This window comes from Armatimonadota bacterium (genome assembly GCA_037138755.1).
Lineage (GTDB): Bacteria > Armatimonadota > Fimbriimonadia > Fimbriimonadales > Fimbriimonadaceae > Fimbriimonas.
In genome coordinates, this window is sequence record JBAXHT010000001.1 from 1,811,531 (window position 1) to 1,835,383 (window position 23,853).

Consider the following 23,853-nt stretch of genomic DNA (forward strand, 5'->3'; position numbering starts at 1 on the left):
ACAAGATACGACCTTGAGCACCAAAAGGAACATCGTTCACAACATATCCACGACAAAACCTAGAGTTCTTTGCAAACTTGCCGACAAAAACAGTGCCATGAGCAACTCTTCACCGACACTGGCTTGGACCGGCGAGCGCATGATTCCGTTCGTTAGTGACTACGCAACCCAAGCAACCCACTTCCAGCGGTACCTCTTTTTCCGCCCATGGTACGAGGATGCGAAGGTCGTCGATGCCGCCTGCGGTGAAGGTTACGGAACCGATTACGCCTCACTGTTTGCCTCAACTGCGACTGGGGTTGACCTCTCCGACGAGGCCACGAAGTACGCTGGATCGGTTTACGCCGGCGCAGGGTTTGTCACCGGTGATGTTTGCGAATACGATTACAGCCAAGCTGATATGGTTGTCTCGTTCGAGACAATCGAGCACCTTCCGGATCCTGAGAAGTTCTTGGCAGCCGTCAAGGCTTGCACGGGCCGGATCGTCATCAGCACCCCAAATCGCCTCCTTTACGATCCGAATGCGAAGCTGGGCGACAAGCCGAGCAATCCCTATCACACCATCGAGTGGACCGCTGAAGAGTTTGCCGAACTGATTCAGAAGCACTTCCCGGATCGCCAAGTTCGTTTCCTTTCCCAGAAGACCGAACTTCCGGGCCGCTTGTACGAGGGCCTTGACCCGATGGGTTGGTTCATCGTCGCCGTCATCGGCGATGGCGAGTTGCCCAAGTGGCCAAAGGTTGGCTTCTCCATGCCAACCGTCAACAACTTCGGCATGGGCAAAGAGTGCATTTCGAGCTTTGTAACCTACTATCCCGGTGAAGTTGAGTTTGCAGTTGTGCTGAACGGCACCAACCAAGAGCACAAGTGCCTCTGGCAAGAGTTCGCGTCCCAGATGGGCGGAATGGTTCATCTTATCGAGCAACCTTACAACTTAGGTTACGGCCAAGGTGCGAATGCAGGCCTGGCATTTCTTCGGAAGAAGGGCGGATTTGATGCGTATGGCGTCACTAACGACGACGTTTTCCCATCGCTAGGTTGTATGCCGGAGCTGATGCACGCATTTAACAAGCTCCAGGAGGCTGAGAAGAATCCTGGCCTTGTGGGAGTCGTTTCAAACCGGGTCAACGGCAAGCAGCACGCTGGTTTGCCCGCCTTCACGAACATCGTCGAGATGATGCGCGAAGCCAACAAGTTCCTCGGCGAGAACAAGTCGAGCGCAACCGAGTGGACCCAAATCCGCGGCTTGTGTTTCGTGATGCCCGAGGCTTGTCTTGATGCCATCGGCGGCTTCGACCCCATCTACGGTCTCGGCAACCTTGAGGACGATGACTATGCAATCCGTGCTCGAATGGCCGGATTTAGCAACTGGATCGTCGATGGAGCCTGGCTGTACCACGAAGGATCGCAGACTTTTGGCGCTCTAAACCTGGATTACGAAAAGTCGATCCAAGACAACCTCGCCAAATTCCTCGCCAAGTGGCAACTCAAAGACCACTCTGACTTCATGAACATGACGTCGATCCCGTCCGGCGTCGAGCTTTACGTTCCGCTCGAAGCGGAAATCGCCCCGCTAAACTCTGCGGTCGTGAACGGTCAAGAAGTCGACCTCCTGAACGGAGCCAGCGACATGGACTTCGCGTTCTGGGTCTTCGGCCAAATCTCGAAGGGTGGACAGGAAGCTCGAGAGCGAGTTATCGCTGCTCTGCGAGCGGAAGAGCTGAATCTCGCTGCCTAAATCCTATATTCAGCCCAGCTTGAGGGAGTTTCGGTCACCCGGATTCTCTCAAGCAAAACTCTTCCAGGTTCTATCCAGTAGCCGTCCTTTTCAAACCCCGTTGCCAACTTGGATGCGACAAAATCAAAAATCTCCCGAGCAATTACTTCGGTCGTCGGGTCCGTCTCATCAAAGACCAAAACAGAATCTGGATGGACATTCTGCATCGCTGGCAACAGCGGATCGGATGAGTTCAAAGCCATCCGGTGATCGTATCGCTCGATGTGCTCCTTGCAAAGCAACTTGATCGCTTTGAAGTCCACTACCATGTCGTTTGAATCCAGCGTTTCGGAAGAGAGAACCACTTCAATCACCCGCGTGTGTCCGTGGGGAAACCTGCACATGCCCGCATGCTTTGAAAGCATATGCCCGGACTCCACCGTGAACGACTTGCAAACGCGATATCTGCCCATCACTTAGCCGCGTTGATGACCTGAATAAAGTCTTCTGGCTTCAGCGAGGCTCCGCCGACCAACCCGCCGTCAATCTCTGGCTGAGAGAACAGCTCCGCCGCATTTCCTGGGTTAACGCTTCCGCCGTACTGAACCCGAACCGACTCGCGATACTCGGCAGGAACTTGAGATCGAATGAAGCCGCAGACTCTATTTGCCTCTACCGAATCGCAAACTTTTCCTGTTCCAATTGCCCACACCGGCTCGTATGCGATGACCAGCGTGGAAAGATCAGAGACTCCATCCAGCGCACCCGCGATTTGCGTGGCAATCACGGCATCCGTCTGTCCCGCCTCACGCTCGGCTAAAGACTCTCCAACGCACACAATCGGCACCAACCCAGCTTCAAGACTTGACTTGAGCTTAAGGTTGACTGTCTCGTCAGTTTCCGCAAAGAAACCAAGTGTTGACTCTGGAACTTCCAACTTCCCAAACCGTCCGCGCCGCTCTGAGTGGCCGATCACTGCATACCGGCAACCCGCATCGCGAACCATCTCTGCCGAAACAAACCCCGTAAACGCTCCGCTCGACTTCCAAAAAACGTCCTGCGAACCAACATCGATCACCGACTCTCGCAAAACCAAAGAGACGCCAGCAAGCGACAAGAACGCTGGGCAGATTCCGACTTCAACAGAATCATCGAATCCGACGAGCTTTGCAAGTTCGGCCGCTCGGGAGGCCGCTTCCGCAGCCAGTAGGTTCATTTTCCAGTTGCCAACAACAATTTTCTTTCGCATCTAACCCAACGTTGTACCCGTCAGCTGCAAGTTGAGTTTTGACGAGAAGAATCAAGGAGTACGGCTGGATTCACTTTTTCCCGAGCATCCGCTTTTGAGCTTCTTTCGCTAGTAGGAACAGTTTTTGTTGCTTCGCGGCGTCGAACGCATAGACTCCGAGTTTCTTGCGCTTTGCTTCACTGACACCGCCGTCAATCCTGTAGCCCTCGGTGCCCCAGTAGACGTTGAGCGCAAGCCCGCGTAACACCAGCTCTGTTTGCAGATCGTACTTGGCTAACTTGTTAGACCGGGTTGGAATAGGAACATCGTAACCATTCTCGGGTTTCACCATCCATCCGTTCTTTTGCTTCTCGAAGAATGCGGCAAGTTGCTTACGCAATTGGGGGTCTTCAAAAAGAATCGTGTCCCTCACCTTGATGATGCCGCTCGTGCGCGACGTAAGATACTTGACTTTCAGTTCCAGTCTATCAGTCGCCTTAAACGACAGGATCGAAATCTCGTATCTTCCGATGTACTCGCTTTCCTGGAGAGCATATGGTGGCAGGTAGATCATCTGAATCCTCCAATATCAATTCTAACATTTTCTGCCCTGGGTCCTTATTGCTCCATAAGTAGTGGTCCTAACAACGGGCATCCACAATCGTAGCGGAGATCGTTAAGATGCTATAACCACAACCGGCTCAATCCTCACCTCAACAGACGCCCGCACCGCGTTGGTGACAATGCAATAAGCATCGCACTTGTGAGCCATGTCTTCGGCGAACTTCAGCTGCTCATCTGTCGCCTCGGCAGCAAGAGTGATCGTTGGTCGAATAACGATCTCGCGGTACTTGAAGGAAGCTCCGTTTTGCTCCACGACACCCTCTGCCTTTGCTTCGAACGATGCAACCGGAAGTTTTCGGTTGGCTACGACGATTCCATAGGTGATCGAGTAACAGCCTGCGATAGCTGAAGTGAGCAATTCTTCAGGATTGAGCTGTCCACCCGTTCCGCCAAACTCAGGCGGAACGTTGATCGGAAAGCCCTGACCGCTTGGCCCAGGAGTGATCGATCCCGACCCGTCTCTGCCGCCATTCCACACTACGTCTGCTGTATACCGGTGCTCCAAAATTGCCATCTCCAGGTTCTACGCGAACCAATTGAGAGAAATCCCGGCTAAAATACGAGGTATGGGGAATGCAGCGAAGGTCGGGGGGCTAGTTGTCATCTTTGCCGCGATGCTAGTCGGGGCCTATGCTTTTCTGGGCAAGAACCTATTTGGACCTAAGTTCCAAATCTTTTACGCATCCTTCCCTGATGCAGGGGGAATCACTCCCGGAACTAGGGTTTTGCTAGCCGGTGTGAACGTTGGCCTCGTGACAAGTGTTGAGCTGGCGAGCCCAACCGAAGCCAAAGCGACCCTAGCAATTAAGCCGGGAGTCGGCATTCCCGCCGGATCGAAACTCGTGCTCCCCGCGAGCCTCGTCGGGCTTGGAGAGCAAGTCATCCTGCTCAATCCCCCTAAGGTCATCTCGGGCAACCTCACCGCCGGGGCCACTATCCCGGGCGGCAAAGCTGGCGCTCTTGACGGAATACTGCCTAACGCCCCAGCCACTGTCGAAGAGCTGACGAAAACGATGGCAGCGTTCCGCAAGCTCCTGGAAGACCCTGAATTGACAGGTGGACTCAAAAAGCTGATGTCGACGACTAACGCCACCATGGGCGAGTTCGGCAAGACCGCCGCCGGGGTCAACAACTTGATGACCTCTAACCAGGCAAACCTATCCAAAACCCTCGTCGCCATGCGCGACGGGATGCAAAACATCAACGGTTTGACCAAGGAACTTTACGTCATGGCAAAGAGCGGCAAGATTCAGGGCGACCTGACCGCCACGATGGCGAACCTCAAATCGGCCACTGAAAAAGGCGACAAGCTCATGACCGAGATCAATGCGCTAGTTGCTGATCCTGATCTCCGTGCCTCGCTAAAGGGCAGTGCCGCCAACATCACCGCCATGACCGAGAGTGGCGCCAAGATGGCAAAGAACGGCGAAGCCATCGCCGCCAACGTCGAGAAGATGTCCGTCGACGGCCCCGAGATTAGCCGCAAGATCAGCGAGCTCATGACCAAAGCCAACGAGATCGCCGACGAGATTAAAGGCATCACAACCGACGTGAAAGGCAGCGTCAAGAAGGTCACAGAAGTTCTGACAAAGAGTCCAACGAGCGCCTTCAGCAACATCGAAACCCGATTCGACTTGATCCAGGAAACCGACCCTAACTTCCTGCGCACAGACTTCACCGCGATTTTCCCGTCGGCGAACGGCGATAGCTTCCAACTCGGACTCTGGAACGCGTTCGAATCCAACCAGTTCATCGCCCAGCAAAGCAAGAAGCTGAACGACAATTTGAGCCTGCGCTACGGGATATTTGCATCTAAGCCCGGTTTTGGGGTAGATTATCTTCTTGGTTCGAGAGCATCGTTGCGGGCTGACGTTTTCAGTCTGAACGACCCTCGGTTCGACCTCCGAATGCGCTACGATGTTGGCAAAGGAGTGATCGGCTGGATCGGGGTCAACAAAATGTTCAAAGACAATTCACCCATGATCGGGTTTGGCGTTGTGCGCTGAGCCAGAGCAAGGGAACCACGCTGGAGAAATTTTAGAAGATGAAGGTAATCCTGAATCAAACCGTGCCAAAGGTTGGCAAAGCCGGAACCGTCGTAACCGTTGCAGATGGTTTCGCCCGCAACTACTTGTTCCCGCGCGGACTTGCAATCGTCGCCAACCGAGCCCAGGTTGACGCCCTTGAGAAGCGAAACGCTCGCCTCCTTGAGAAGACCGCTGCTCAGAAAGCAGAAGCTGAAGCGCTGAAGGCAAAGATCGACGGCCAGTCGGTTAAGATCGAAGCCAAGCTCGGCGCCGATGGCGTCCGCCTCAACGGCTCCGTTACCTCTGCCATGATCGGCGACGCAATCAAAGCCCAACTCGGAGTCCAACTCGAGAAGAAGCAAATTGCCCTCCACGACGCCATCAAGCGACTCGGAACCTACCAGGTCGACCTAGACCTCCACCTCTCGGTTCACGCTAACGTGAGCGTAGTCGTGTTCGATCCTTCGCTGATCGTTGCTGAGACCGAAGAAGTCGAAGCCTAAGCTTGATATCTACAGTGAGAAGCCCTCGCTCAACGAGCGAGGGCTTCTTTGCGCTCCGGCACAGGTCTATCATTGGTTTGGACGGTGTTTTCCCGGTCCCGCCTACCCCTTTCTCCGACTCACTTCCCGCCATTCATGCGCTTTAACTGCGAGAGCATGAAATCTACATTCATGAACGGATCGCCGCCAGTGCGCTTCCAGTGGATCCGTCCTTGCTTGTCAATCAGGATCGTGGAGTGCAGCTCCATGTCCTCAAAGTCATCGTAAGACGAAAACCGCCGCGCATTCTCATGCGCGTTATCCGAAAGGAACTTGACGTTGGCCTGGTCCAACGCCGTCGCTTTTTTCAACTCCGCCGGAGTCGCGCTACAGACCGCCAAAACAACCGCATCCTCCGCCCCGAATTCTGCCGCCCGATCATTAATCGCCTTCAGCTGCCCCACGCAATGCGTACAAGCCGCGCCAAGAAAGAACACCAGGACCACGTTCTTACCCTTCATATCTGAAAGCCGTACCGGCTTGCCCTGACGATCCACCACCTGCAGATTCGGTGCCTTGAACGGTTCCCAATTCATCGGCCCAATCGCATCCAAATCCCGAGGACGATACACCCGCTCCGGACGCGGAGTCTCCGAAATTGGTGTCGCTCCCAACTTCAACGCTCGAACCTCTTCCAGCCACTTCAAACCCGTGTCAGCCTGTGACCAAACGTGCTCCAACCGGCCGGCATACATCGTCGCCTTCTCCCGATTCCCAGCCGCGAAGTGCGACAGCGCCAGGCCAGACAGCGAGAAGCCGTCGTTAGGCTCGCTCTTCAAAGATCGCTCATAGCACTCAATCGCCAACCGCAGATTTCCTTCCTTGCGGTAATGGTCACCAAGGATTCGCATGACCGGCCACGCATCGTACGGCGGATCATTCGAATACATTCCCGCCGCCCGATTCGTGTCCTCAAGTGCGGCGGCGTTGAGCAACGCCCGTTGACCTTCTAGAGTCTTTCCCTCACCCAAACTCACCACACCGTCCGCAATCTCAACGTACTGATCGAAAGGCATCGGCTCCTTCGAGGCCGCTTTGAGCTTCGCAACCAGCGCCTTGAGCGCGACCACCTGCTCACGAGCCTGCTCCGATTTCCCAAGTCCACTAAGCGCAATAGATTCCGCAAACGCCTTGGCAATCTTAGCCATGTCGTCTTTCTCGCTCCAAGCGAAGCCCTTTGGGTTGAGAATCTGATCCCATCGCTCAAACTTGATCAGGGCCCGCGCCATCGCGGCCTCGCCTTGGCCAGACAACACTCCCATCTCGGGCGGGTTATAGTCAGGATCCTTCGGTGCGTTCAGCAGGTCCGCCGCGCCCTGGATGGAGGCCGATGCCATCCCGAGCTGCTCCTGGATATAGCAGAGGTAGTTGCGATTGTGAGAATAGTTCCAAGTCTCGTAGGGGAGAGCAAGCCGGTCGTTCATGTACCTCAGCTCGAGCCTGGTCGCCGAGTCCATCGCAATCGCCGCCTCATGCCACATGCCGATCTTGCTATAGATGTGCCCTGGCATATGAAGCGCGTGCCCGATTTCTGGGGCCGCCTTTCCGTAAAGTTCACAACTCCGAATTGCTTGCTCCGAAGAAACCCCGTCCCAATTGTGGATGCTCGCATGGTGCGCCCCTGGGTGCATCGGGCTCTTCGCCAGCACCTGCTGGATAAGAAGCTCGTTGGCAAAGTTACTCCCTTGCCCAATGTTGAAGAGAGCCAACAGGCTCTTCGCTTCGATATCGTCAGGAAAGGCAATCACGATCTCTTGAAGTCGGCTCACCATCACTTTTGTTCGGTTCTTCTCGCCTGGAGCAAAGGCTTTCTCCCAAGCCTCGATGTACATTCTCTCGCGCTGGCTAGCCGAGGCTTTGCGCTTCACTGCCTCCTTCAAAAACGCCGTGAACCGGATAACGTCTTTCCCGTCAAACTCCGGAGTGTTGATGCTGAACCAGTTGAGCCCACAACGGGCCATTCCCCAATAGTGCATTGGGTTTTCGGGTTCAAGCTTATGGCACCATCGGAACGACCGCTCGGCTTCCTCAAACCAAAACGAATGAAGCAGGGCATTTCCTTGGTCAAACCACTTTTGCACTTCGGGGTTCTTGGTCAAGATCAGGAACGGGCTCTCCCCAATCCCCTTCATCACCCAGGGGCGAGTCCGCATCCCCGAGTCGAACGCCGACCCATGCTTCGAGTGGCCAGGCTTATCGTCAGCCGAAGCAAGTGAACAGAAAACGAGGAGCAACGCGGCAGAGAGTCGAACCATCCGACCCTCATCTTATCACTCGATTCCTAAGATTGTTAGGGATTTCTCCAAGAATGGTACAGGACCAGAACGATAAGCCTCGGCTGGCGTCCTTAGGCTACTTCTTCGCCTTCTTTGCGGTCCCGACTGAAATCGAAGTTTCCTTGGCGTCCTTCGCCCGGACAATTTGAATACTGACCTCCAGATCGTCCGCCAATTTTCCAACCCCAATCTCCGAGCTTCCACCGTCTGCTGCCCCGCCCACAAACTTTAACGCCGGGAACTTCTCCGCATAGAACGCCTTGACCTTAGCCACCTCGTCCGAGGTCGTGCGGGCACTGACGCAGGTCTTCTCGTCCCCTGTCTCCACCTTCATCGAGCCGCCGTCCTTCTCCGACGAGCCCGGATAGAAGGGAAGCCCAAGCTCCTCCTCGGTAACCGTCGATTTGCCACCCATTGAGGCTGTCACTCCGTTCCCTTCAACCTGGATGGCACCATCGGCCTGGCTCATGGTCATCTTGGTGCCGTTTCCGTCCGAAATCGTTACCGATTCGTCTGAGTGACTACTCCCGCATCCTACAACGCTTGCTCCGATCAACAACGCCGCTACTACTCGACCAGCCATGATGACCCAATTGTAGCGTGATTCGGGCTTTCTGGCAAGAAAATGCGAGATTCTTTACAAGAATTCAAAGGAAACTTCGGTCGTGTGTTTAGGGGTCTCCGACGCGAAGCGGGTGCTGAGCCGATGGATTCCACGAATCTTCGAGACCTTGTCCCATACAATCGTCTCGTCATGCGGCATATCCCTCGCGAGCAACTTTATGATGAAATCATAGTCGCCTGCTCGGCGGTAGACATAGCTTGCCCCTAAACTTTCTTAGACCGTGGAAACCATCCTTACAGCCTGAGCTCTTTTACAGGGCTATTCTGGAGCAGAACATCATCGATCCGTCCGCCGGAAGTGCATTGTCGCTTCACGCAGGTTGCACCGAACTAAAACCCCTCTCGAATCCGACCAAGCAAGGATGCCCATGGTCGAATTCAGGGAATTTGGTAGTTTTGTCGAAAAGCCCATCGCTTGGACTGAGTGCACTCAGTCTTGATGCCCTCTGGCTAGCATTCGTCTTCTCCGACCGAGCCAACCGAGTCCGAGCCCAACGATCGCCAAAGTCCCCGGCTCAGGAACTGGCTGGCTCCAACGGATTGCGTAGCCGACGTTGTTAGCGTCAAACGCAGTTCCCACAATGTCCCCATTACTAGAAACCCCTCGGGCAACCGAACTCACAAAGGTCACCGGAAGCCCAGCGAGGGTCGAATGGAGATCAATGAAATTCGAAGCAGATCCCAACCAAACCGTCGCTCGGCCAAATTCGAGGTTCACATCTGAAGACAAAAATGCCTGACCAGCAACGGTGGTGCCGTTGATGCCAAAGCCCTGAGAAGCTGAGTAGCCAATTGGGTTTAAGTCGACTGCGCTCGCAGCCGTGCTGTTCCACATCAGCGCATGGGCGTTTTGACCCGGAATGAAGCCGTATCCCACCTGTCGCGAGCCGTCCATCCCCTGAGCAAACGAAGACTGAAAGCCCGACGGGTTCAGGTCCAAAACCGTGTTTCCAACGCCAGTCCACAAAATTGCGCGATTTCCGACCCCCGTCAGAGTCCCCCAGCCAAAATGCTGAGTTCCGTTAGTCCCCATCGCTCGACTCCGGCTGTAGCCGGTCGGGTGGATATCCGTCGCGCTTGCCTGAGTTCCGGTCCAGGAGTAAGCACGTTCAGCCGTCCCAAACGTCGCGGCCCCGACCTGAACACCACCGGCGACCGCATTAGCTCGGCTAAAAGTCGCCCCTGTCGGCCCTAAATCAATACCGGAGCTAGCCGTGCCGGTCCACAGGAAGGCGCGCGAGTCCCCGTTGTTCGTTGAATTCGAGGCAAACCCAACTTGGCTAGAAGAATCGGCGGCAATCACAGCTCCACCACTAAAGCCGGTCGGCTGCAAATCGACGTATGAAGTGCTCGAGCCGTTCCAGGTGATCGGGTGTGAGAAGCCGCTTCCAGAAGGAAAGGCAAACCCGAACTGGGTCGCACCGGTAACTCCCGTTGCTCCGGTTGCCCCGTAGCCTGTCGGAGTAAGGATGGTCGGAACAAGTTGCGCCGCAGCGAAGCCAGACAGAACTAGTCCCGCAAAAAGAGAAGATAAAAATCGCATAGTCAAAACCGGTCCCGCCCCGGCCAAGACATTTATAGATTAGCTAGTATTTCTTCGAGTCCGCAATCGAGATTTACCAGGTTTAACCACATTTCATAGAGCCTGAGCGTGATTTCCTCAGAACGGCACTTCGGTTGTAAACTTAGTGGTGCCCAGTACGAAGCTCGTATTGAGACGATGAATCCCCCGAATCTTAGTGATCTTGTCCCTCACAATCGACTCATAGTGCCGCATGTCTCGTGCGAGTACCTTCAAGATGAAATCATAGTCGCCAGTAACGTTGTAAACCTCGGTGACCTCCGGAATATCCATCACCGCTTTGCGGAACCGCTCAATCGGCTGTTGTTCATGCAAAGCCAGCGATACGTGAACAACCGCTATCAGCTTCCGATTCAGCTTCTCAGCGTCCAAAAGCGTGACATACTGCTTGATCACGCCTGCGGCCTCTAGGCCACGCACCCGCTGAAGCACCGAAGGAGCCGACAAGCCAACGGCCTTCGCCAAATCGGCGTTCGTAATTCGCCCGTCTGACTGAAGAATCTTCAGGAGCTGAATGTCGGTCTCGTCCAAAACGGTCTTCATAGCCTAATAAAATTATGCACGAAGAAGCCCCTCACACCTGGTTGATCCTAATGGCATAAGCCAGAAACCTAAGAATCAAAAAAGACCCTGAAGCTTTCCAGTGCTATCGCCTAACTTTTCAACCCTCACTCCAACTCTATCGAGCATGGTGATGAACAAGTTGTTCATCGGAGTGTAGTTGGCAAACTGGTAGTGCTGACCCGTCTTGAGTCCCCCGCCGCGTCCAGCCAGCAGGATCGGAAGGTTGTTGTGGTTGTGCGCGTCGCCGTCGCTAATTCCCGCTCCGTACACGATCAGAGTGTTGTCCAGCATGGAGCCGTTACCTTCCTTGATCGCCTTCATGCGTCCAAGAATGTAGGCAAGCTGCTCTACGTGATAGGTATCAATTTTCTTCTTCTTCTCCAACTTGTCGGCAAGCCGACCGTGGTGAGAGATGTCGTGGTGACCATCCGAAACCCCAATCTGCGCATAAGACCGATTCGATCCGTCATTGGCAAACATGAACGTCGCCACACGGGTGAGATCCGCCTGGAAGGCCAGGATCATCATATCGCCCATCAGCCGAATGTGCTCGCCAAAATCCGACGGAATACCCTTGGGCTTTCCAATTCCCGCCGCCGCCTCAAGCTTCGCAGTGTTTTCAAAAGCGACAACTCGCTTCTCAATCTCGCGAACCGCCTGGAAGTACTCCTCCATCTTCATCTGGTCGCGCTTTCCGAGACGACCCTTCAAAGACGAAGCGTCTTCCATCACGAAGTCCAGAATTGACTTATTGAACAGATCCCGCCGCGCAACGCTCTCTTCCTGCTCGGACTTCTGGCCGTTACCAAACAGTCGCTCAAACACGAGTCGGGGGTTCACTTCCTTCGCCACCGGAGTGTTCTCAGACCGCCAGGAGATATTCGAGGAGTAAGCGCAGGAATACCCGCTGTCACAATCCCCCGCATTTCCGCCGCGCTCACAGCCTAGCTCCAGGGAGGAGAACCGCGTCTTCTTTCCAATTTCCAGGGCGGCAACCTGGTCCGCCGAAATCCCGAGTTTGATGTCCGACCCTGCCGTCTTCTTCGGGTGGACACCCGTGAGCCAGGCCGCTGTCGAACGAGCGTGGTCGCCCGGGCCATCGCCCAGAGCATTCGCATTGTTCTGAGCGAGGCCAGTCAGGATTGAAAAATCATTCTTCAAAGCCCGCAGAGGCTCAAGCAGAGGCGTAATTTCCAGAGCACCAGGGTTCGCCGGAGTCCAGTTTCGCATATCAATTCCGTTCGGAACGAACATAAACGCCATCCTCACCGGATTCTCCGGAGCATTTGCCGCCCGGGCCAAAGGAGCCAGGCCTTCCAGCGCTGGAAGCGCCATCAGCGTTCCTAGTCCCTTCAAAAACCTACGACGATCGATCTGATTCTCTGTCATTTTGCTGCTCCTTCTACTTTTCGCTTCTTAAACGGATCGCTTGCTACAACCCTGGCTACGATATCACCAAACCTATAATTTCCTGCCGCCGTCTCCTTAACCACCGCATCTACGAAGCAGCGATCCTGAACATCAACGCCTCGCCCAATCGCATAGGTCATCAACTTCTCGACAAAGCTCCGCGCGAACAACGGCTTGTCCGCCATCAAAATCGTCTTCAGCTGGGTCGCCCCAGTGAACTTGCGCCCACCTGGCAGGTCCGCCGATGCATCAATCGGAGCCGCACCGTCGGCACTTCGAAACTTTCCAATCGGGTCAAAGTTCTCAAAGCCAAACCCAAGCGCGTCCATTTCTCGGTGGCAAGCTGCGCAAGTCGGATTCTTCCGGTGCTCTTCCAGCTTCTGCCTCACCGACATCTTTTCCGTGATGTGCTTATCCTCAAGGTCTGGAACTCCCGGTGGCGGAGGCGGAGGAGGGGTACCGAGAATCTGTTCCAGAATCCATCTTCCACGTTTCGTCGGGCTGGTTCGGGTCGGATTGCTAGTGATCGCCAATACTGAAGCCTGAGTGATCACTCCTCCGCGCGGTGTCCCCTCCGTCGAAACCCGCTTGAACTCCTTCCCAGAGACTCCTGCGATTCCATACAGCTTGGCCAGCGGCTCGTTCACATAGGTGTACTTACTATCCAAAAACTCAGTGATCGGCTTGTTCCCACGCATGACCTCGGTGAAGTACATCCGCGTCTCCGTCAGCATCGCCTCGCGCAAATCGCTGTTGAACGCCGGATACTGCTTTACGTCTGGCTCAAAGTTGTTGAGCTTTCTTAGCTGGAGCCACTGGGTGGCAAAATTCTCCACCAAAGCATCGCTTCGCGGATCCTGAATCATTCGCTTCACCTGCTCCGCCATGACTTCAGGTTTCAAGAGCTCCCCGCTCTTGGCAAAAGCAAACAGCGTATCATCCGGCATCGAACTCCAGAGGAAGTAGCTCAGTCGCGAAGCCACTTCGTACCCGTTCAACGACCGAGAAGCGGCGGAAGAAGTCCCGTCAAGCTCGACCCTGAACAGGAAGTTTGGATTACAAAGAACCGCCTGACAAGCAAGCTGAATTCCCGTCTCATAGCTATCCGCACTCTTTGCTCCGTACTTGAACACCGTTACAAGCCGGTCGAGTTCCTCCGTGGTCACCGGACGCCGGTAGGCCCGAGTCGCAAACCCTGAAAGCGCAGTACGAGCCGCCAAGTCCCATCCTTCCTTAGGCGGAACGGAGGGCACCATCTTTTGCTGGAAGGTAGTCTTGATCTGGCCGTCTTCGATTGGCCCTATCAACTCCATGGAAGTCAAAACAACATTCCGATCCTGCGCCTTTTGGCCGTTCAGCGGCGGGCGATAGAAGTCGTTCGTAAATGTAGCGCCAATGTTGTACTCGCCTGGAGTCAACTTCGTCGGGAAATCATAATTTCCTGGAGCTCCCATTGGGTCGCGAACCTCAAAAGTCGTGAGCTTGTCGCGGTCCAACCGAACATCAACCAGTGCATTCTGATCTCCTGCATGCTGTTCGCCCAACCTCAGCCGAATTCGGTACCAGCCTGCCGTTGTCACCTTGAACTTGGCGCTCGCCGTACCGTTTGAAACAAAAAGCATCGCGCCGTCCCGAGCGACCGCACCCGGAGTCGTCGACAACGATCCGCCATCAACAGATTGGACCTTCGTCTTCGGAATCCGAATCGCTGCCTTTACAACCTTTTCCGAAGCTGCCAGATATTTCTCCATCAGCAGTGGAGACATCGACAGCACATCCCCAATATTGTCAAATCCGTACCCAACGTCATCGGAAGGGAAGTCATCTGCGGGCCGAATCGAAACCCCCATCAGGTCGCGAACGGTGTTGTTGTACTCCTCGCGGTTCAATCTTCGGAGCGTGACTTTGCCTGGGTCCGCGAGCTTGCAGTCACCGGCCAAGTTTTTGTCGATCCAAGCCACCATCTGCTTGCGTTGAGCGTCCGTCGGAGCCGGAAGTCCCTTCGGTGGCATCGTTCCGTTCCCAACTCGGGCCGCAACCCGCGACCATGCAGTCGGGTTCTTCTGAACAGCCGCCGCCGACATGCCCGCGGTCAGCAGTATTCCACCGCTCGGTTCTTTCCCAGAGTGGCAGCTCGCACAGTACTTGGTCACCAAAGGCGCCACGTCTTTTTCAAAACTTGAAGCTTGAGGCGCAGGTGCAGCCGGCTTCTTCTGAGCCGATATTTGAATGGGCAGCGCAAGCACCGCACTGAGGAACCCAGCCCCAGCAATCAACCCAATCCATGTCTTGTTCGCAGTCCCCATAGTCAGCTTCTACGGACGCGGCTACGCCCAAACTCAATTATCCGACAAAATCGAGACCATCCCAACTGATTTACCGAAAAAATGAATTCAATTGTGGCGAGAATACATGGCTTGCCCGGACGCCAAGAAGATTGCCCTTGCCTGGTGATACCCCTCCGTCCAAGCATCGCTCTTATTTCTCGCCACCGGCTGGTTGTTCTCATCAATCGTCGGGTGCCATCCGCCGTTCACCTTATCTAGCTGATGCTCCAAAACGAACTTCCAAAGCTGCTCGTACCTGGTCTGATAGATCCCTCCGTACTTCTTCGCAAAAATCCGTAGGGCATTCAGCCCCTCCGCCGTCGTCCACCACTCCTTCTTCCGCTCACTCGGCCCCTTCCCGATGTGCCCTTCATAAAAGAACCCCCCATTCTTCTCGTCCCATGCCACCTTCAAACAGTGATCCACCAACAACTTCGCCTTCCGCCAAGTCTCCTTGTCATTCGGTTTACCAAGAACCTCTGCGGCCTCAAGGAGAAGGTAAGCAGTTTCGAGCTCGTGACCATAAGAATCCAGATCCGAACGCGACTCCGCATAATCCGCCGACTTGTAGTAGTGGAGCTCACCTGCCGAAGTGGTGTACTGATCCCGAACCACCGCAAAAGCCCTCTCAAGCCGCTCCTTTACGATCGGATCCTGAGTCAATACCAACAACTCCACCAGGGCTTCCAAAATGTGAATGGTCGTATTCATCGAGCGAATCCCGAAAGGAGTCCCAATCGAGTCCACCGAACCCGGATCGGAAATCAGAACCGGCTTATTCAAGCCGTCCAGAGTCTCGAACCACCCCTTGAGCCTCGGGTCATATGCATTCCGGTCGAACCAACTGAACGCAATCATTGCACGAGCTTTGTCCTCACTTCGGCGAGTCACATTCGCGTGCCGCGCAAGCGCATAAATAGCAAACGCATTCCCATAGGTGTGCTTCTCCGCAGATGGCTTCCCGTCGAGTCCCACCGACCACCAAAAGCCCCCGCTCTTCTGATCCCAAACGTGGTCCATCAGGTACCGAACCCCATGCTCAGCAACCTCATTGTTCCCCCCAATCGAAGCCAGCCAAGTCAACCGAGCCTGATACACCACCCCTCGCGAATCATCCGGCAACGGGTTCCACGCCGAGTCATAGTTCTGATGAAACCCACTCTCTGGGTCAACCGCCCGAGGAATCCAGCGCCCCCCAATTTCGGTTTGAAGATGCCGCTTGATATCGGCTTGCGAAGGAACCTGAAACAGCATCGAAGACATAGCCAAAGCGGCGAGCATAAACAATCTCCCGGTAACATCCTATCACGCCATGACCCTCCGTCCCCACCACATCGGAATCTCTGTCGCCAATCTCGACCGCTCCCTCGACTGGTACGGCAATAACTTCGGCTTCAAGGAACGCAGTCGAACAGTAACAGATTCAGGGCTTAAAATTGTCTATATCACCAACGGAATCTTCGAAATCGAAGTCTTCGAACAACCCAATTCCGCCCCAATCCCCGCGATCGACACAGAAGTCGGAACCAGCTTCGCCGTACAAGGCTATAAACACTTCGCGTTTGAAGTCGACGACGTCGACGCCTATTGGCAAACTCTCGTCGAAAAGGGCCTGGACCAACTCGTCCCGCCCACAACCAACGAGGACCTCGGAGTTCGCTTCTGCTTCATCAAAGACCCAGATGGTATTCAGCTAGAGTTCTTGACGAGAATCTAGGCCACTAAAAACTCAGAACTCCCCAGAAGTGGGGAGTTGGTGGAGCAACTGCGATGCGTCGTAGATCCACGAATTTCTCGGACTACAACGAAGACTGCCCTTATCGGAAATTGACAAAGTCAACTGGAAAGTCCAGATCGAGACCTTTCACGAAAGCCATCGCCTTCTGAAGGTCATCTTTCGATTTCCCTGAAACCCGAATTTCGTCGCCCTGAATCTGAGCGTTGACCTTCAGCGCCTTGTCCTTGATCTGCTTGATCAGCGGCTTTGCCTTGTCCTGAGCAATCCCCGACTTCAGTTCAAGTTTGCAGAAGACGCTCATGGCGCCAGTCTGTTCTAGCTTGCCCCATTCTAGGGAACGTGCATCGATTCCTCGCTTGAGCATCTTGCTGAAAACGATGTCTTTCAGTTGATCCATCCGGAACTCATCGTCGGCGATCAGCTTGATACCCTCTTTGTTGTGAATGATCTCAGCTTTGGAACCCTTGAAGTCGTAGCGGTTCATCAGCTCTTTGTCCGCTTGGTCGATGGCGTTCTTTACTTCCATCTCGTTGACCTTGGAGACGATATCGAACGAATATTCTGCTGCCGCCATGTCTTAAGCCTTCTCCATGTCGTCGCCGTGGATCAGCAACATAAAGTGAACGTCAAAATCCAACTCTTCTTTCGTCAGTTCCTTCTTTTGAATTTCAGAAAGTCCATCGAGCAACTTAGCTCGCATCCGAACAGTCGCTTCTTTGTGGATCGCCTTCGAAGGCTTGGAAAGGGAAGACTCGTCAACGCGGACGGCGTACTCTGAAGCCTCATAAACGTTCTGGATGGTGCCAGTGAGCCCGCCCATGTGCTCAAAGTATCGATTAGTAGACCGATCTTGCTCCGTCACTTCGCGGCTCTTGACTCGCACGCGATCGCCTTCATTGAACTTCATTATTAACCAACAGGATACCCGGCAAGCCCGCAACCCGAGCCGCACCTTCCGAGTAGAGTAACGCTAAAGTTCATGAAGGTGCAAACTTTACCAAGAGTCATCCTCGCTGCCGGCATCCTAGGACTCCTCTGGCTCGCCGTAGCCATGGCGGTACCGTTCCTCGCCCCGATGCTCTGGGCGGCAGTCCTCGCCATTTTAATGCTTCCGATGCATCGAATTTGGGCGAAGCGTTGGTCACCGTCAGTGGCATCTGGACTCTCGACAATTGTCGCATCGCTCCTCATTTGCCTACCTCTTCTTCTGATTGTCTCCCTGGCAGTTCGGCAGATTTCACCGGCACTGAATGCAATGGAGGGTACGACCGGCTGGGAGACGGCGGATCGAATTGACAAGGCTCTTAATCCGATCCTTGAAAAAGTGGGTATGCACGACTTCCACCTCCGCACCTGGTGGGAGGAAAATGGGGCGGAAATCACTCAGAATCTGCGCGCACCTGCCACCAAGTTTGCCAAGAGCATTGGCAACAGCCTGTTCATGGCTGTTGTTCTGATCCTGTCCATGTTCTTTTTTCTCAAGGACGGAAAGAGCCTTCGGGAACCGTTCTTGCGCTACTGTGGCCTTGAGCGTGAGTGGGGCGAGAAGATTCTTAGCACTGTTGAGCACACCACTCACGCGGTCTTCCGCGGTTCGGTGCTCGTTGCCATGATTCAGGGTTTTCTCATGGGTATCACTTTCGCTTTCCTGGGTGTCCCGAATTCGATCCTTCTTGGCGTGGTTGCGGTCTTGATGTGCCTGATCCCTATTCTTGGAGCGCCAGTTCTCTACGTTCCAGTTGGACTCCTGTTTCTGGCTCAGGGGGACGTGAAGAGCGCCCTCACCGTCTTAGGCGTCGGCGTACTTGTTATTAGCCAGATCGACAATGTTTTGAAGTCGTTCTTGATTGGCAATCAACATCCGCTCGTGATCTTCATCTCCGTGCTGGGCGGCGTTGCGGTTATGGGAAGCGTCGGTCTTATCCTGGGGCCCGTCAGCATGGCGGTTCTGGCCGAGTTGTACAAATACATCGACCAGAAACTGAATCCAACGCCAGAAAATGTAGTGGAACTGGAACAGCCCGAGCCCCAACCAAGCGACAGCTGACAGCTGACGGCTACAAGCTCAAGTTGGTAAACGGAATCGTCCCGGACCCAATGATCGGGGTCTTTCCGTTCCACTTCTCGATTGCCTTCTTGAGCACTTCGAGCCGTTTGAGTTCGATCACCTTATCACCCTGCAGTGCAAGTAAGCGGTTCAGTTCGGCCTGCTTCTTCGCATTGGTCAAAGTTGTATCTGCATCGATTCTTGCTCGCTCGAGCGAGACTTTAGCGAGTTCCAAAGCATTAACATTCGCGATCCGCTCGTCAACTTTTGCCCGAACTTGCTCGTTTGGATAGACTTCACCGACGTAGATGTCGTCAACGGTGAGTCCCCAGCCCTCCAGAATTGGTTTGATGACGTCTTTCACCTGGGTTGAAAGCGCGGCTCGGTCCTTCGATGTCAGGTCAAAAATCGACTTCTTTCCTGCCACCACGTTTAGGCCATAGATCGTTGTCCAACGAATGAAGTCTCGCTGAACTTGCTCAAGATCCTCCGTTCCAAAATTCTGGAATGCCTTCAAAACATTGGAAGACTCGACGTGGTAGGACACCGTAATATCCACCGGCAAGATACTTCCCTCGCTAGTGCTGGCTTTGATGCTATCGTCGCCCTGCCTTTCGCCCTCGGAAGAATTCTTCGTGTACGTCGCGTTGCGAATTGAAGTGGGATAGACGATCAGTTTTTCGGCAAAACCGAGCCAGACGACTTGCGGCTTTACCAAGTGCTCACTGATTCCGGTGCGGGCATTGAATCGAACACCCACCGACGCCGGCGGAATCTGCTTCATACAGCCCCATTGAGTCGCACCAACCAAGAGAATTAGAGGTAAGAGTTTCTTCATTTTGCACCTCCGAGTGCTCGCATCATGTCTTGGGTAATCACCACCGTTTGCCCGGGTTTTGTGTTGAAAGGTGGCAGGTTTCCATCCCACTTTTCCAGGGCTGCCTCTGCAGCTTCTAGCTTCAAAATCTCAACCGAACGGCCGACTGCCTGGGTCGCTGTGAGCTCGCTCGCTTTCGCACTAGCACCGCCCTTCACAACTGCCACCTGACTTTCGATCTCCGCGATCTGCCGCTTCAACCTCGAAATCTCCAACTCGACATAACTGTTCACCCGGCTCGTAATCTTTTGTTGAATGTCTTGTGAAGGGTAGCAACCGCCGAGAAAGGCATTTTCCACCGTAATCCCCTTTGCAATCAGTTTCTTTCGTAGGTTCTCACCGATCTTGGCCGAGGCCTCTTGTCGCTTGACGCCCATCAAGGCAAAAAGGTCGTATTGGGTCCCAACCTCGTTCGCAACTTCCTTAACGGCTCGTCGAATGAATGTCCGCTGAATCTCTTCGATCGGCACGGCGCCGAATGAGTTGAAGACATTCACGACGTTCTCGGCGTCAACCCGGTACATCACCGCTACATCGAACATCGTATTGGCGTTATCGTTCGTCGTGATCATGATTCCGTCGGCCGTCTTTGACTCACCCGCAGTGGGGTCCTCGGTATAGATGGCTGCCTGCAGGCGAGTCGGATAAACATACATCTGCTGTCGCCAACCGATCCAAACGGCGCCAGGTTTGTAGTAATCCTTCTGCAGTCCGCTGTTGGCATCATAGATGACCCCTACGTACCCAGCCGGAACCCAGTCGGTTCGCCACAAATAGATGATCAAGGCAAAGAGTGGAAGAACGATGGCGAGGATCACTCCTCGCAGAACGCCCTTGAATGATGGTCGTTTTAATCTCATAGATTTTTTTCGATCTCTGCCTCGGCTTTTTCGCGGGCAAGAGATGCCTGAAGCTCTTCGTTGGCCAGGCGTTCGCGCATCTCCTTATCGAGACGCTGCTGAATGGCTTCGCGACGTGCATCGTCGGCCTGCCACAGCTTTAAGTATTTGAGGAGGCGACTCCATTGCTCTTTGAAAGCAATTGCAATAACCGCCGCCGCGATGCCCACGAGGAGCAAGATTCCTAGAATCGTTTCAAGAATGATTCCCACTGACATAAAACAATACGGTTCTGCGGGGTCGGAGGATGCGTACAATAGTGGCGCATGACCCTTGGCGATTGGATTCCTGCGGCAACCCAACGGCTCGAACAAGCTGGAATCGCCTCGCCTCGCCTCGAAGCCCAGCTACTAGCCGCCCATGTGCTGCTCGTCGACCGCACTTACATCCTCACCCATCCAGAAGCAGAATTCAACGAACTGGCCGGCGAAACGCTGCTTCAAAGAAGAGAGGCCCAAGAGCCTCTCGCCTATATCCTTGGCTACCGCGAGTTCTACGGCCGAAAATTCCGAGTCACCCCTTCTGTGCTCATCCCTCGCCAAGAAACTGAGCTACTAATTGAAGAAGCCCTGCAGCTCTCCCCTGGAACGCGGACGCCCCCGTCTGCCCCGCGACCGAAGGGAGGCGTCACCCAACATTCTTCCAACTCCCAACCTCCAACTTCCAACTCTCCCACTAGAGTCCTCGACATCGGCACCGGCTCCGGCTGCATCGCGATCACCCTAAAACTCGAACGCCCTGAATGGGATGTCTGGGCCGTCGACATCAGCGGAGCCGCTCTCCAAGTCGCCCGCGAAAACGCCGAAACCCTCGGTGCCGAGATCACCTTCCGCCACTCCGACCTCTTCTCCGGACTCGAGGGCGAAAAGTTCGACCTAATCCTCTCCAACCCCCCCTACATCGGAGTCGAAGAACCCCTCCCGGATGAGATCAAGAACCACGAACCCCCCACCGCCCTCTTCGCCGACAACCAGGGCCTCAAAATCTACCAACAGCTAGCCGCCACCTACCGCGATTATCTAACTGAGGAGGGAACAATCATCCTTGAAATAGGTCAAACCCAGGGCAAAGCCGTCGCCGAGTTGTTCAACGGCCAAATCCTAAAGGACCTCAGCGGCAACGACCGGGCCGTCGCAAGGTACCCCCGGCGTCTCGCCGGGAAATCCGACGGCCCGGCAAGTGGAGAATCTGACTTCCACCCCGGACAAGGATTCATCACAAAGAAAGAGGGAGATCGCCTCCCCCACTGGACCCAAGATTCTGCCATCTACCACGTCACGTTCCGACTCGCCGACAGCCTCCCCAAGAAGGTGCTCCAAGAAATGCTTGAGGAACGAGAGCGACTATCGAGGATCAAAAAACTCTCCCCCGACTCCAAACGTGCACTTGACTACCTCTACTCCGAACGAATAGAGGACTACCTCGACAGCGGTGCCGGGGAATGTCTCATGAAACAACCCAATATTGCCGACCTCGTTGCTGAGGCGATCCGCCACTTCCAAGGGGAACGCTATGAACTCCATGCGTGGTGCGTCATGCCAAATCATGTACATCTTCTCATCGAGCCGCTCCAGCCTCACGAGCTTCCCGCAATCTTGCACAGCCTCAAATCATTCTCATCACACGCCATAAACAAGCACTTAAGTCGAAGTGGCGCGCGTTGGATGCCTGAATACTACGACCACATCATCCGTACCGAACCAGCTTATCGCAGGGTGATTGAGTACATCCAGCAGAACCCTCGGAAAGCTGGTCTACCCGGCTGGAAATGGGTAGCTCCCTGAAAGTACCCCCGGCGTCCCGCCGGGAAATCCTGGCGAGACACCAGGGATACCTTCTCAGCTCACCTTGGCGGAATATTCGCCCTATCTGCCAAAATAAAGCTGATGGAAATCGTGGTTCCAGATGAGTTCAAGCACCTCTACGTCAAAACCGTAGAGCGCCCTGTCGTCAAAATCCCCGATCCCGTCCTCCGAAAAATCGCCGCCGATGTCGCCGTAGACAAGAAAGGCATCACCAAGAAGACAAACTTTCTCATCGATGAAATGATGCGCATCATGCGCAAAGCTAACGGAGTCGGCCTTGCTGCCCCGCAGGTTGGGATTAGCCAGCGTCTGTTCGTCATGGCCCCGCTCGATTTCCGCCCAACCGCCCTGATCAATCCCAAAATCATCAAAGCCGAAGGCGAGCAGATCGGCCAAGAAGGCTGCCTCAGCATTCCCGGCCTCTATGGCGACGTCAAACGCTACGACTACATCGAAGTCGAAGCCATGGACCGAAAGGGAAGGGAACTTGTTTTTGAACTCGAAGGAATGCCCGCCCGGGTCGCCCAACACGAGATCGACCACCTCGACGGAGTACTGTTCATTGACAAAGTCGACCCTGCAACTCTCCACTGGGAAGACCCTGAATTACATTCCCGGGACGAGGATTAACGTTTGAAAATTGTCTACTTCGGGACGAGTGAGTTCGCGGTTCCCGCTCTTGAAAAGCTAGCCGAACACGTTGTCCTCGTCGTGACTCAACCCGACCGCCCAAGCGGACGCGGGATGAAGCTCAAGTCGTCCCCCGTCAAGCTTAAGGCAATCGAACTCGGCCTCCCGCTCGAAACTCCCGAAAGGGCCCGCGACCCAGAGTTCGTTCAACGGATTCAAGAGTTAGAAGCCGACGTCCATGTCGTCGCAGCTTACGGCCAAATCCTCTCAACAAAGCTTCTGGAAACGGCAAAGCGAGGAGGCATCAACCTCCATGGCTCGATTCTTCCCGAATACCGAGGCGCCGCCCCGATCCAGCGCGCCATCATGGACGGCAAAACCGAAACCGGCGTCACCCTGATGCAGATGGATAAGGGGATGGACACAGGTGACATCATCGATATCATCCACACCCCAATCGGCCCTGACGAAACTTACGGTGAGCTACATCTCCGGCTGTCACTTATCGCCGCGGCTCAGATCGAAGGTTGGATCGACAGAATCGTCACTGGCGACTACCCGCGCCTGCCGCAGGATCACGAGAGGGCCACGTACGCCGCGAAGATTTCAAACGAGGAACGAGAGATCAACCTGGAAAGGGACGCGCGCGACGAATACAACCGATACAGGGGACTTAGTCCCTATCCCGGTGTTGCGATCAATACGCGTTATGGGAAGCTTAAACTCCTAGAAATCAGGTTCATGACCGACTCACCAGATCTCTTAGTTGGAGAGCTATCTTACGCTCAACAAACCGTCATCGGTGCAACCAATGGCAGCTTCGAGTTAGTTAGGGTGCTTCCCGAAGGCAAGAGACCCATGTCAGGTCGCGAATGGGTGGCAAACCTGCGATCCGTGGGTAAGTGTTAACGATTTGCTAAGCTCGCGGATTTAGCA

General features: G+C 54.5%; 25 protein-coding genes. 9 read left to right on the forward strand and 16 right to left on the reverse strand.

The genetic code is table 11. The annotated features are described in order from the left end of the window. Nucleotides 1-97 precede the first annotated feature (97 nt). Nucleotides 98-1,738, forward strand: coding sequence for a methyltransferase domain-containing protein (locus tag WCK51_08560; GenBank protein MEI7576930.1), 1,641 nt, complete (start codon nucleotides 98-100; stop codon nucleotides 1,736-1,738). Here WCK51_08560 and WCK51_08565 read toward each other — a convergent pair. The 4 genes from WCK51_08565 to WCK51_08580 form a co-directional block, all read right to left on the reverse strand. Further along, nucleotides 1,735-2,190, reverse strand: coding sequence for a 6-carboxytetrahydropterin synthase (locus WCK51_08565; protein MEI7576931.1), 456 nt, complete (start codon nucleotides 2,188-2,190; stop codon nucleotides 1,735-1,737). The two genes, WCK51_08560 and WCK51_08565, sit on opposite strands and share 4 nt — an antisense overlap. Beyond that, nucleotides 2,190-2,966, reverse strand: coding sequence for a triose-phosphate isomerase (tpiA, locus tag WCK51_08570; GenBank protein MEI7576932.1), 777 nt, complete (start codon nucleotides 2,964-2,966; stop codon nucleotides 2,190-2,192). The genes WCK51_08565 and tpiA overlap by 1 nt, the downstream gene beginning before the upstream one ends. A 70-nt stretch (nucleotides 2,967-3,036) precedes the next feature. Then, on the reverse strand, nucleotides 3,037-3,519 hold the full coding sequence (locus tag WCK51_08575) for a hypothetical protein (GenBank protein ID MEI7576933.1): 483 nt from the start codon (nucleotides 3,517-3,519) through the stop codon (nucleotides 3,037-3,039). 102 nt (nucleotides 3,520-3,621) lie between these two features. Next, nucleotides 3,622-4,083 carry an OsmC family protein gene (locus WCK51_08580; GenBank protein MEI7576934.1) on the reverse strand — a complete coding sequence of 154 codons (462 nt, stop codon included), beginning with the start codon at nucleotides 4,081-4,083 and terminating at the stop codon, nucleotides 3,622-3,624. Between the two features lie 52 nt (nucleotides 4,084-4,135). Between WCK51_08580 and WCK51_08585 the strand changes: the two genes are divergently transcribed. Together WCK51_08585 and rplI are read left to right on the forward strand one after the other, a co-directional pair. Next, nucleotides 4,136-5,575: an MlaD family protein gene (locus WCK51_08585; protein ID MEI7576935.1), complete on the forward strand. Its 1,440-nt coding sequence runs from the start codon at nucleotides 4,136-4,138 to the stop codon at nucleotides 5,573-5,575. Between the two features lie 38 nt (nucleotides 5,576-5,613). Then, a complete protein-coding gene (gene rplI / locus WCK51_08590; GenBank protein ID MEI7576936.1) occupies nucleotides 5,614-6,099 on the forward strand; it encodes a 50S ribosomal protein L9 in 486 nt (161 codons plus the stop codon). Nucleotides 6,100-6,218: 119 nt separating this feature from the next. Here rplI and WCK51_08595 read toward each other — a convergent pair whose 3' ends face one another. Both WCK51_08595 and WCK51_08600 read right to left on the reverse strand, forming a co-directional pair. Then, nucleotides 6,219-8,393, reverse strand: a complete 2,175-nt coding sequence (locus tag WCK51_08595) for a redoxin domain-containing protein (protein MEI7576937.1) — start codon at nucleotides 8,391-8,393, stop codon at nucleotides 6,219-6,221. A 97-nt stretch (nucleotides 8,394-8,490) separates the two neighbouring features. After that, nucleotides 8,491-8,997 carry a hypothetical protein gene (locus WCK51_08600; protein MEI7576938.1) on the reverse strand — a complete coding sequence of 169 codons (507 nt, stop codon included), beginning with the start codon at nucleotides 8,995-8,997 and terminating at the stop codon, nucleotides 8,491-8,493. Nucleotides 8,998-9,039: 42 nt separating this feature from the next. On the opposite strand from WCK51_08600, the gene WCK51_08605 reads away from it, so the two are divergent. Next, nucleotides 9,040-9,246, forward strand: coding sequence for a hypothetical protein (locus WCK51_08605; GenBank protein MEI7576939.1), 207 nt, complete (start codon nucleotides 9,040-9,042; stop codon nucleotides 9,244-9,246). A gap of 222 nt (nucleotides 9,247-9,468) precedes the next feature. On the opposite strand, the gene WCK51_08610 is transcribed toward WCK51_08605, so the two are convergent. From WCK51_08610 to WCK51_08630, 5 genes are all read right to left on the reverse strand, one after another. Next, nucleotides 9,469-10,581: a PEP-CTERM sorting domain-containing protein gene (locus WCK51_08610; protein ID MEI7576940.1), complete on the reverse strand. Its 1,113-nt coding sequence runs from the start codon at nucleotides 10,579-10,581 to the stop codon at nucleotides 9,469-9,471. Nucleotides 10,582-10,698: 117 nt separating this feature from the next. After that, a complete protein-coding gene (locus WCK51_08615; protein ID MEI7576941.1) occupies nucleotides 10,699-11,163 on the reverse strand; it encodes an Lrp/AsnC family transcriptional regulator in 465 nt (154 codons plus the stop codon). A 75-nt stretch (nucleotides 11,164-11,238) separates the two neighbouring features. Next, complete coding sequence (locus WCK51_08620; GenBank protein MEI7576942.1) at nucleotides 11,239-12,573, reverse strand: DUF1552 domain-containing protein; 1,335 nt, start codon at nucleotides 12,571-12,573, stop codon at nucleotides 11,239-11,241. Continuing rightward, complete coding sequence (locus WCK51_08625; GenBank protein ID MEI7576943.1) at nucleotides 12,570-14,900, reverse strand: DUF1592 domain-containing protein; 2,331 nt, start codon at nucleotides 14,898-14,900, stop codon at nucleotides 12,570-12,572. The genes WCK51_08620 and WCK51_08625 overlap by 4 nt, the downstream gene beginning before the upstream one ends. 87 nt (nucleotides 14,901-14,987) lie before the next feature. Next, on the reverse strand, nucleotides 14,988-16,202 hold the full coding sequence (locus WCK51_08630) for an AGE family epimerase/isomerase (GenBank protein MEI7576944.1): 1,215 nt from the start codon (nucleotides 16,200-16,202) through the stop codon (nucleotides 14,988-14,990). A gap of 31 nt (nucleotides 16,203-16,233) precedes the next feature. Between WCK51_08630 and WCK51_08635 the strand changes: the two genes are divergently transcribed. After that, a complete protein-coding gene (locus WCK51_08635) occupies nucleotides 16,234-16,638 on the forward strand; it encodes a VOC family protein (protein ID MEI7576945.1) in 405 nt (134 codons plus the stop codon). A gap of 100 nt (nucleotides 16,639-16,738) precedes the next feature. Here WCK51_08635 and WCK51_08640 read toward each other — a convergent pair whose 3' ends face one another. Next, nucleotides 16,739-17,233 carry a YajQ family cyclic di-GMP-binding protein gene (locus tag WCK51_08640; GenBank protein ID MEI7576946.1) on the reverse strand — a complete coding sequence of 165 codons (495 nt, stop codon included), beginning with the start codon at nucleotides 17,231-17,233 and terminating at the stop codon, nucleotides 16,739-16,741. Nucleotides 17,234-17,236: 3 nt separating this feature from the next. After that, on the reverse strand, nucleotides 17,237-17,566 hold the full coding sequence (locus WCK51_08645; protein ID MEI7576947.1) for a hypothetical protein: 330 nt from the start codon (nucleotides 17,564-17,566) through the stop codon (nucleotides 17,237-17,239). A 72-nt stretch (nucleotides 17,567-17,638) separates the two neighbouring features. Here WCK51_08645 and WCK51_08650 point away from each other — a divergent pair, with 72 nt between their 5' ends. Next, nucleotides 17,639-18,706, forward strand: a complete 1,068-nt coding sequence (locus WCK51_08650; protein ID MEI7576948.1) for an AI-2E family transporter — start codon at nucleotides 17,639-17,641, stop codon at nucleotides 18,704-18,706. Between the two features lie 10 nt (nucleotides 18,707-18,716). On the opposite strand, the gene WCK51_08655 is transcribed toward WCK51_08650, so the two are convergent. The 3 genes from WCK51_08655 to WCK51_08665 are packed head-to-tail and all read right to left on the reverse strand — an operon-like array spanning nucleotide 18,717 to nucleotide 20,700. Then, entirely contained in the window at nucleotides 18,717-19,544 is an 828-nt protein-coding gene (locus WCK51_08655; GenBank protein ID MEI7576949.1) for an SPFH domain-containing protein, read from the reverse strand. After that, on the reverse strand, nucleotides 19,541-20,443 hold the full coding sequence (locus WCK51_08660; protein MEI7576950.1) for an SPFH domain-containing protein: 903 nt from the start codon (nucleotides 20,441-20,443) through the stop codon (nucleotides 19,541-19,543). The genes WCK51_08655 and WCK51_08660 overlap by 4 nt, the downstream gene beginning before the upstream one ends. Then, the gene (locus WCK51_08665) at nucleotides 20,440-20,700 is read right to left on the reverse strand and encodes a hypothetical protein (protein MEI7576951.1); all 261 of its coding nucleotides are present in this window, start codon (nucleotides 20,698-20,700) and stop codon (nucleotides 20,440-20,442) included. The genes WCK51_08660 and WCK51_08665 overlap by 4 nt, the downstream gene beginning before the upstream one ends. Before the next feature lie 48 nt (nucleotides 20,701-20,748). On the opposite strand from WCK51_08665, the gene prmC reads away from it, so the two are divergent. The 3 genes from prmC to fmt all read left to right on the forward strand — a co-directional run bounded on the left by prmC (nucleotide 20,749) and on the right by fmt (nucleotide 23,826). Continuing rightward, nucleotides 20,749-22,266, forward strand: a complete 1,518-nt coding sequence (gene prmC, locus WCK51_08670) for a peptide chain release factor N(5)-glutamine methyltransferase (protein MEI7576952.1) — start codon at nucleotides 20,749-20,751, stop codon at nucleotides 22,264-22,266. A gap of 102 nt (nucleotides 22,267-22,368) precedes the next feature. Continuing rightward, nucleotides 22,369-22,917 (forward strand): peptide deformylase, encoded by a 549-nt coding sequence (gene def, locus WCK51_08675; GenBank protein ID MEI7576953.1) that lies wholly within the window; start codon nucleotides 22,369-22,371, stop codon nucleotides 22,915-22,917. A gap of 3 nt (nucleotides 22,918-22,920) precedes the next feature. After that, nucleotides 22,921-23,826, forward strand: coding sequence for a methionyl-tRNA formyltransferase (gene fmt / locus WCK51_08680; protein ID MEI7576954.1), 906 nt, complete (start codon nucleotides 22,921-22,923; stop codon nucleotides 23,824-23,826). The last annotated feature ends 27 nt before the right edge of the window (nucleotides 23,827-23,853 follow it).

Coding starts and splice junctions, on each gene's coding strand:
- WCK51_08580 (MEI7576934.1), bottom strand. CDS start 4,083: ATGGCAATTTTGGAGCACCGGTATACAGCAGACGTAGTGTGGAATGGC.
- WCK51_08610 (MEI7576940.1), bottom strand. CDS start 10,581: ATGCGATTTTTATCTTCTCTTTTTGCGGGACTAGTTCTGTCTGGCTTC.
- WCK51_08665 (MEI7576951.1), bottom strand. CDS start 20,700: ATGTCAGTGGGAATCATTCTTGAAACGATTCTAGGAATCTTGCTCCTC.
- WCK51_08625 (MEI7576943.1), bottom strand. CDS start 14,900: ATGGGGACTGCGAACAAGACATGGATTGGGTTGATTGCTGGGGCTGGG.
- WCK51_08565 (MEI7576931.1), bottom strand. CDS start 2,190: ATGGGCAGATATCGCGTTTGCAAGTCGTTCACGGTGGAGTCCGGGCAT.
- prmC (MEI7576952.1), top strand. CDS start 20,749: ATGACCCTTGGCGATTGGATTCCTGCGGCAACCCAACGGCTCGAACAA.
- WCK51_08620 (MEI7576942.1), bottom strand. CDS start 12,573: ATGACAGAGAATCAGATCGATCGTCGTAGGTTTTTGAAGGGACTAGGA.
- WCK51_08640 (MEI7576946.1), bottom strand. CDS start 17,233: ATGGCGGCAGCAGAATATTCGTTCGATATCGTCTCCAAGGTCAACGAG.
- WCK51_08660 (MEI7576950.1), bottom strand. CDS start 20,443: ATGAGATTAAAACGACCATCATTCAAGGGCGTTCTGCGAGGAGTGATC.
- WCK51_08645 (MEI7576947.1), bottom strand. CDS start 17,566: ATGAAGTTCAATGAAGGCGATCGCGTGCGAGTCAAGAGCCGCGAAGTG.
- WCK51_08635 (MEI7576945.1), top strand. CDS start 16,234: ATGACCCTCCGTCCCCACCACATCGGAATCTCTGTCGCCAATCTCGAC.
- WCK51_08650 (MEI7576948.1), top strand. CDS start 17,639: ATGAAGGTGCAAACTTTACCAAGAGTCATCCTCGCTGCCGGCATCCTA.
- WCK51_08575 (MEI7576933.1), bottom strand. CDS start 3,519: ATGATCTACCTGCCACCATATGCTCTCCAGGAAAGCGAGTACATCGGA.
- WCK51_08600 (MEI7576938.1), bottom strand. CDS start 8,997: ATGGCTGGTCGAGTAGTAGCGGCGTTGTTGATCGGAGCAAGCGTTGTA.
- WCK51_08655 (MEI7576949.1), bottom strand. CDS start 19,544: ATGAAGAAACTCTTACCTCTAATTCTCTTGGTTGGTGCGACTCAATGG.
- WCK51_08630 (MEI7576944.1), bottom strand. CDS start 16,202: ATGCTCGCCGCTTTGGCTATGTCTTCGATGCTGTTTCAGGTTCCTTCG.
- WCK51_08560 (MEI7576930.1), top strand. CDS start 98: ATGAGCAACTCTTCACCGACACTGGCTTGGACCGGCGAGCGCATGATT.
- rplI (MEI7576936.1), top strand. CDS start 5,614: ATGAAGGTAATCCTGAATCAAACCGTGCCAAAGGTTGGCAAAGCCGGA.
- tpiA (MEI7576932.1), bottom strand. CDS start 2,966: ATGCGAAAGAAAATTGTTGTTGGCAACTGGAAAATGAACCTACTGGCT.
- def (MEI7576953.1), top strand. CDS start 22,369: ATGGAAATCGTGGTTCCAGATGAGTTCAAGCACCTCTACGTCAAAACC.
- WCK51_08595 (MEI7576937.1), bottom strand. CDS start 8,393: ATGGTTCGACTCTCTGCCGCGTTGCTCCTCGTTTTCTGTTCACTTGCT.
- WCK51_08585 (MEI7576935.1), top strand. CDS start 4,136: ATGGGGAATGCAGCGAAGGTCGGGGGGCTAGTTGTCATCTTTGCCGCG.
- WCK51_08615 (MEI7576941.1), bottom strand. CDS start 11,163: ATGAAGACCGTTTTGGACGAGACCGACATTCAGCTCCTGAAGATTCTT.
- WCK51_08605 (MEI7576939.1), top strand. CDS start 9,040: ATGCGAGATTCTTTACAAGAATTCAAAGGAAACTTCGGTCGTGTGTTT.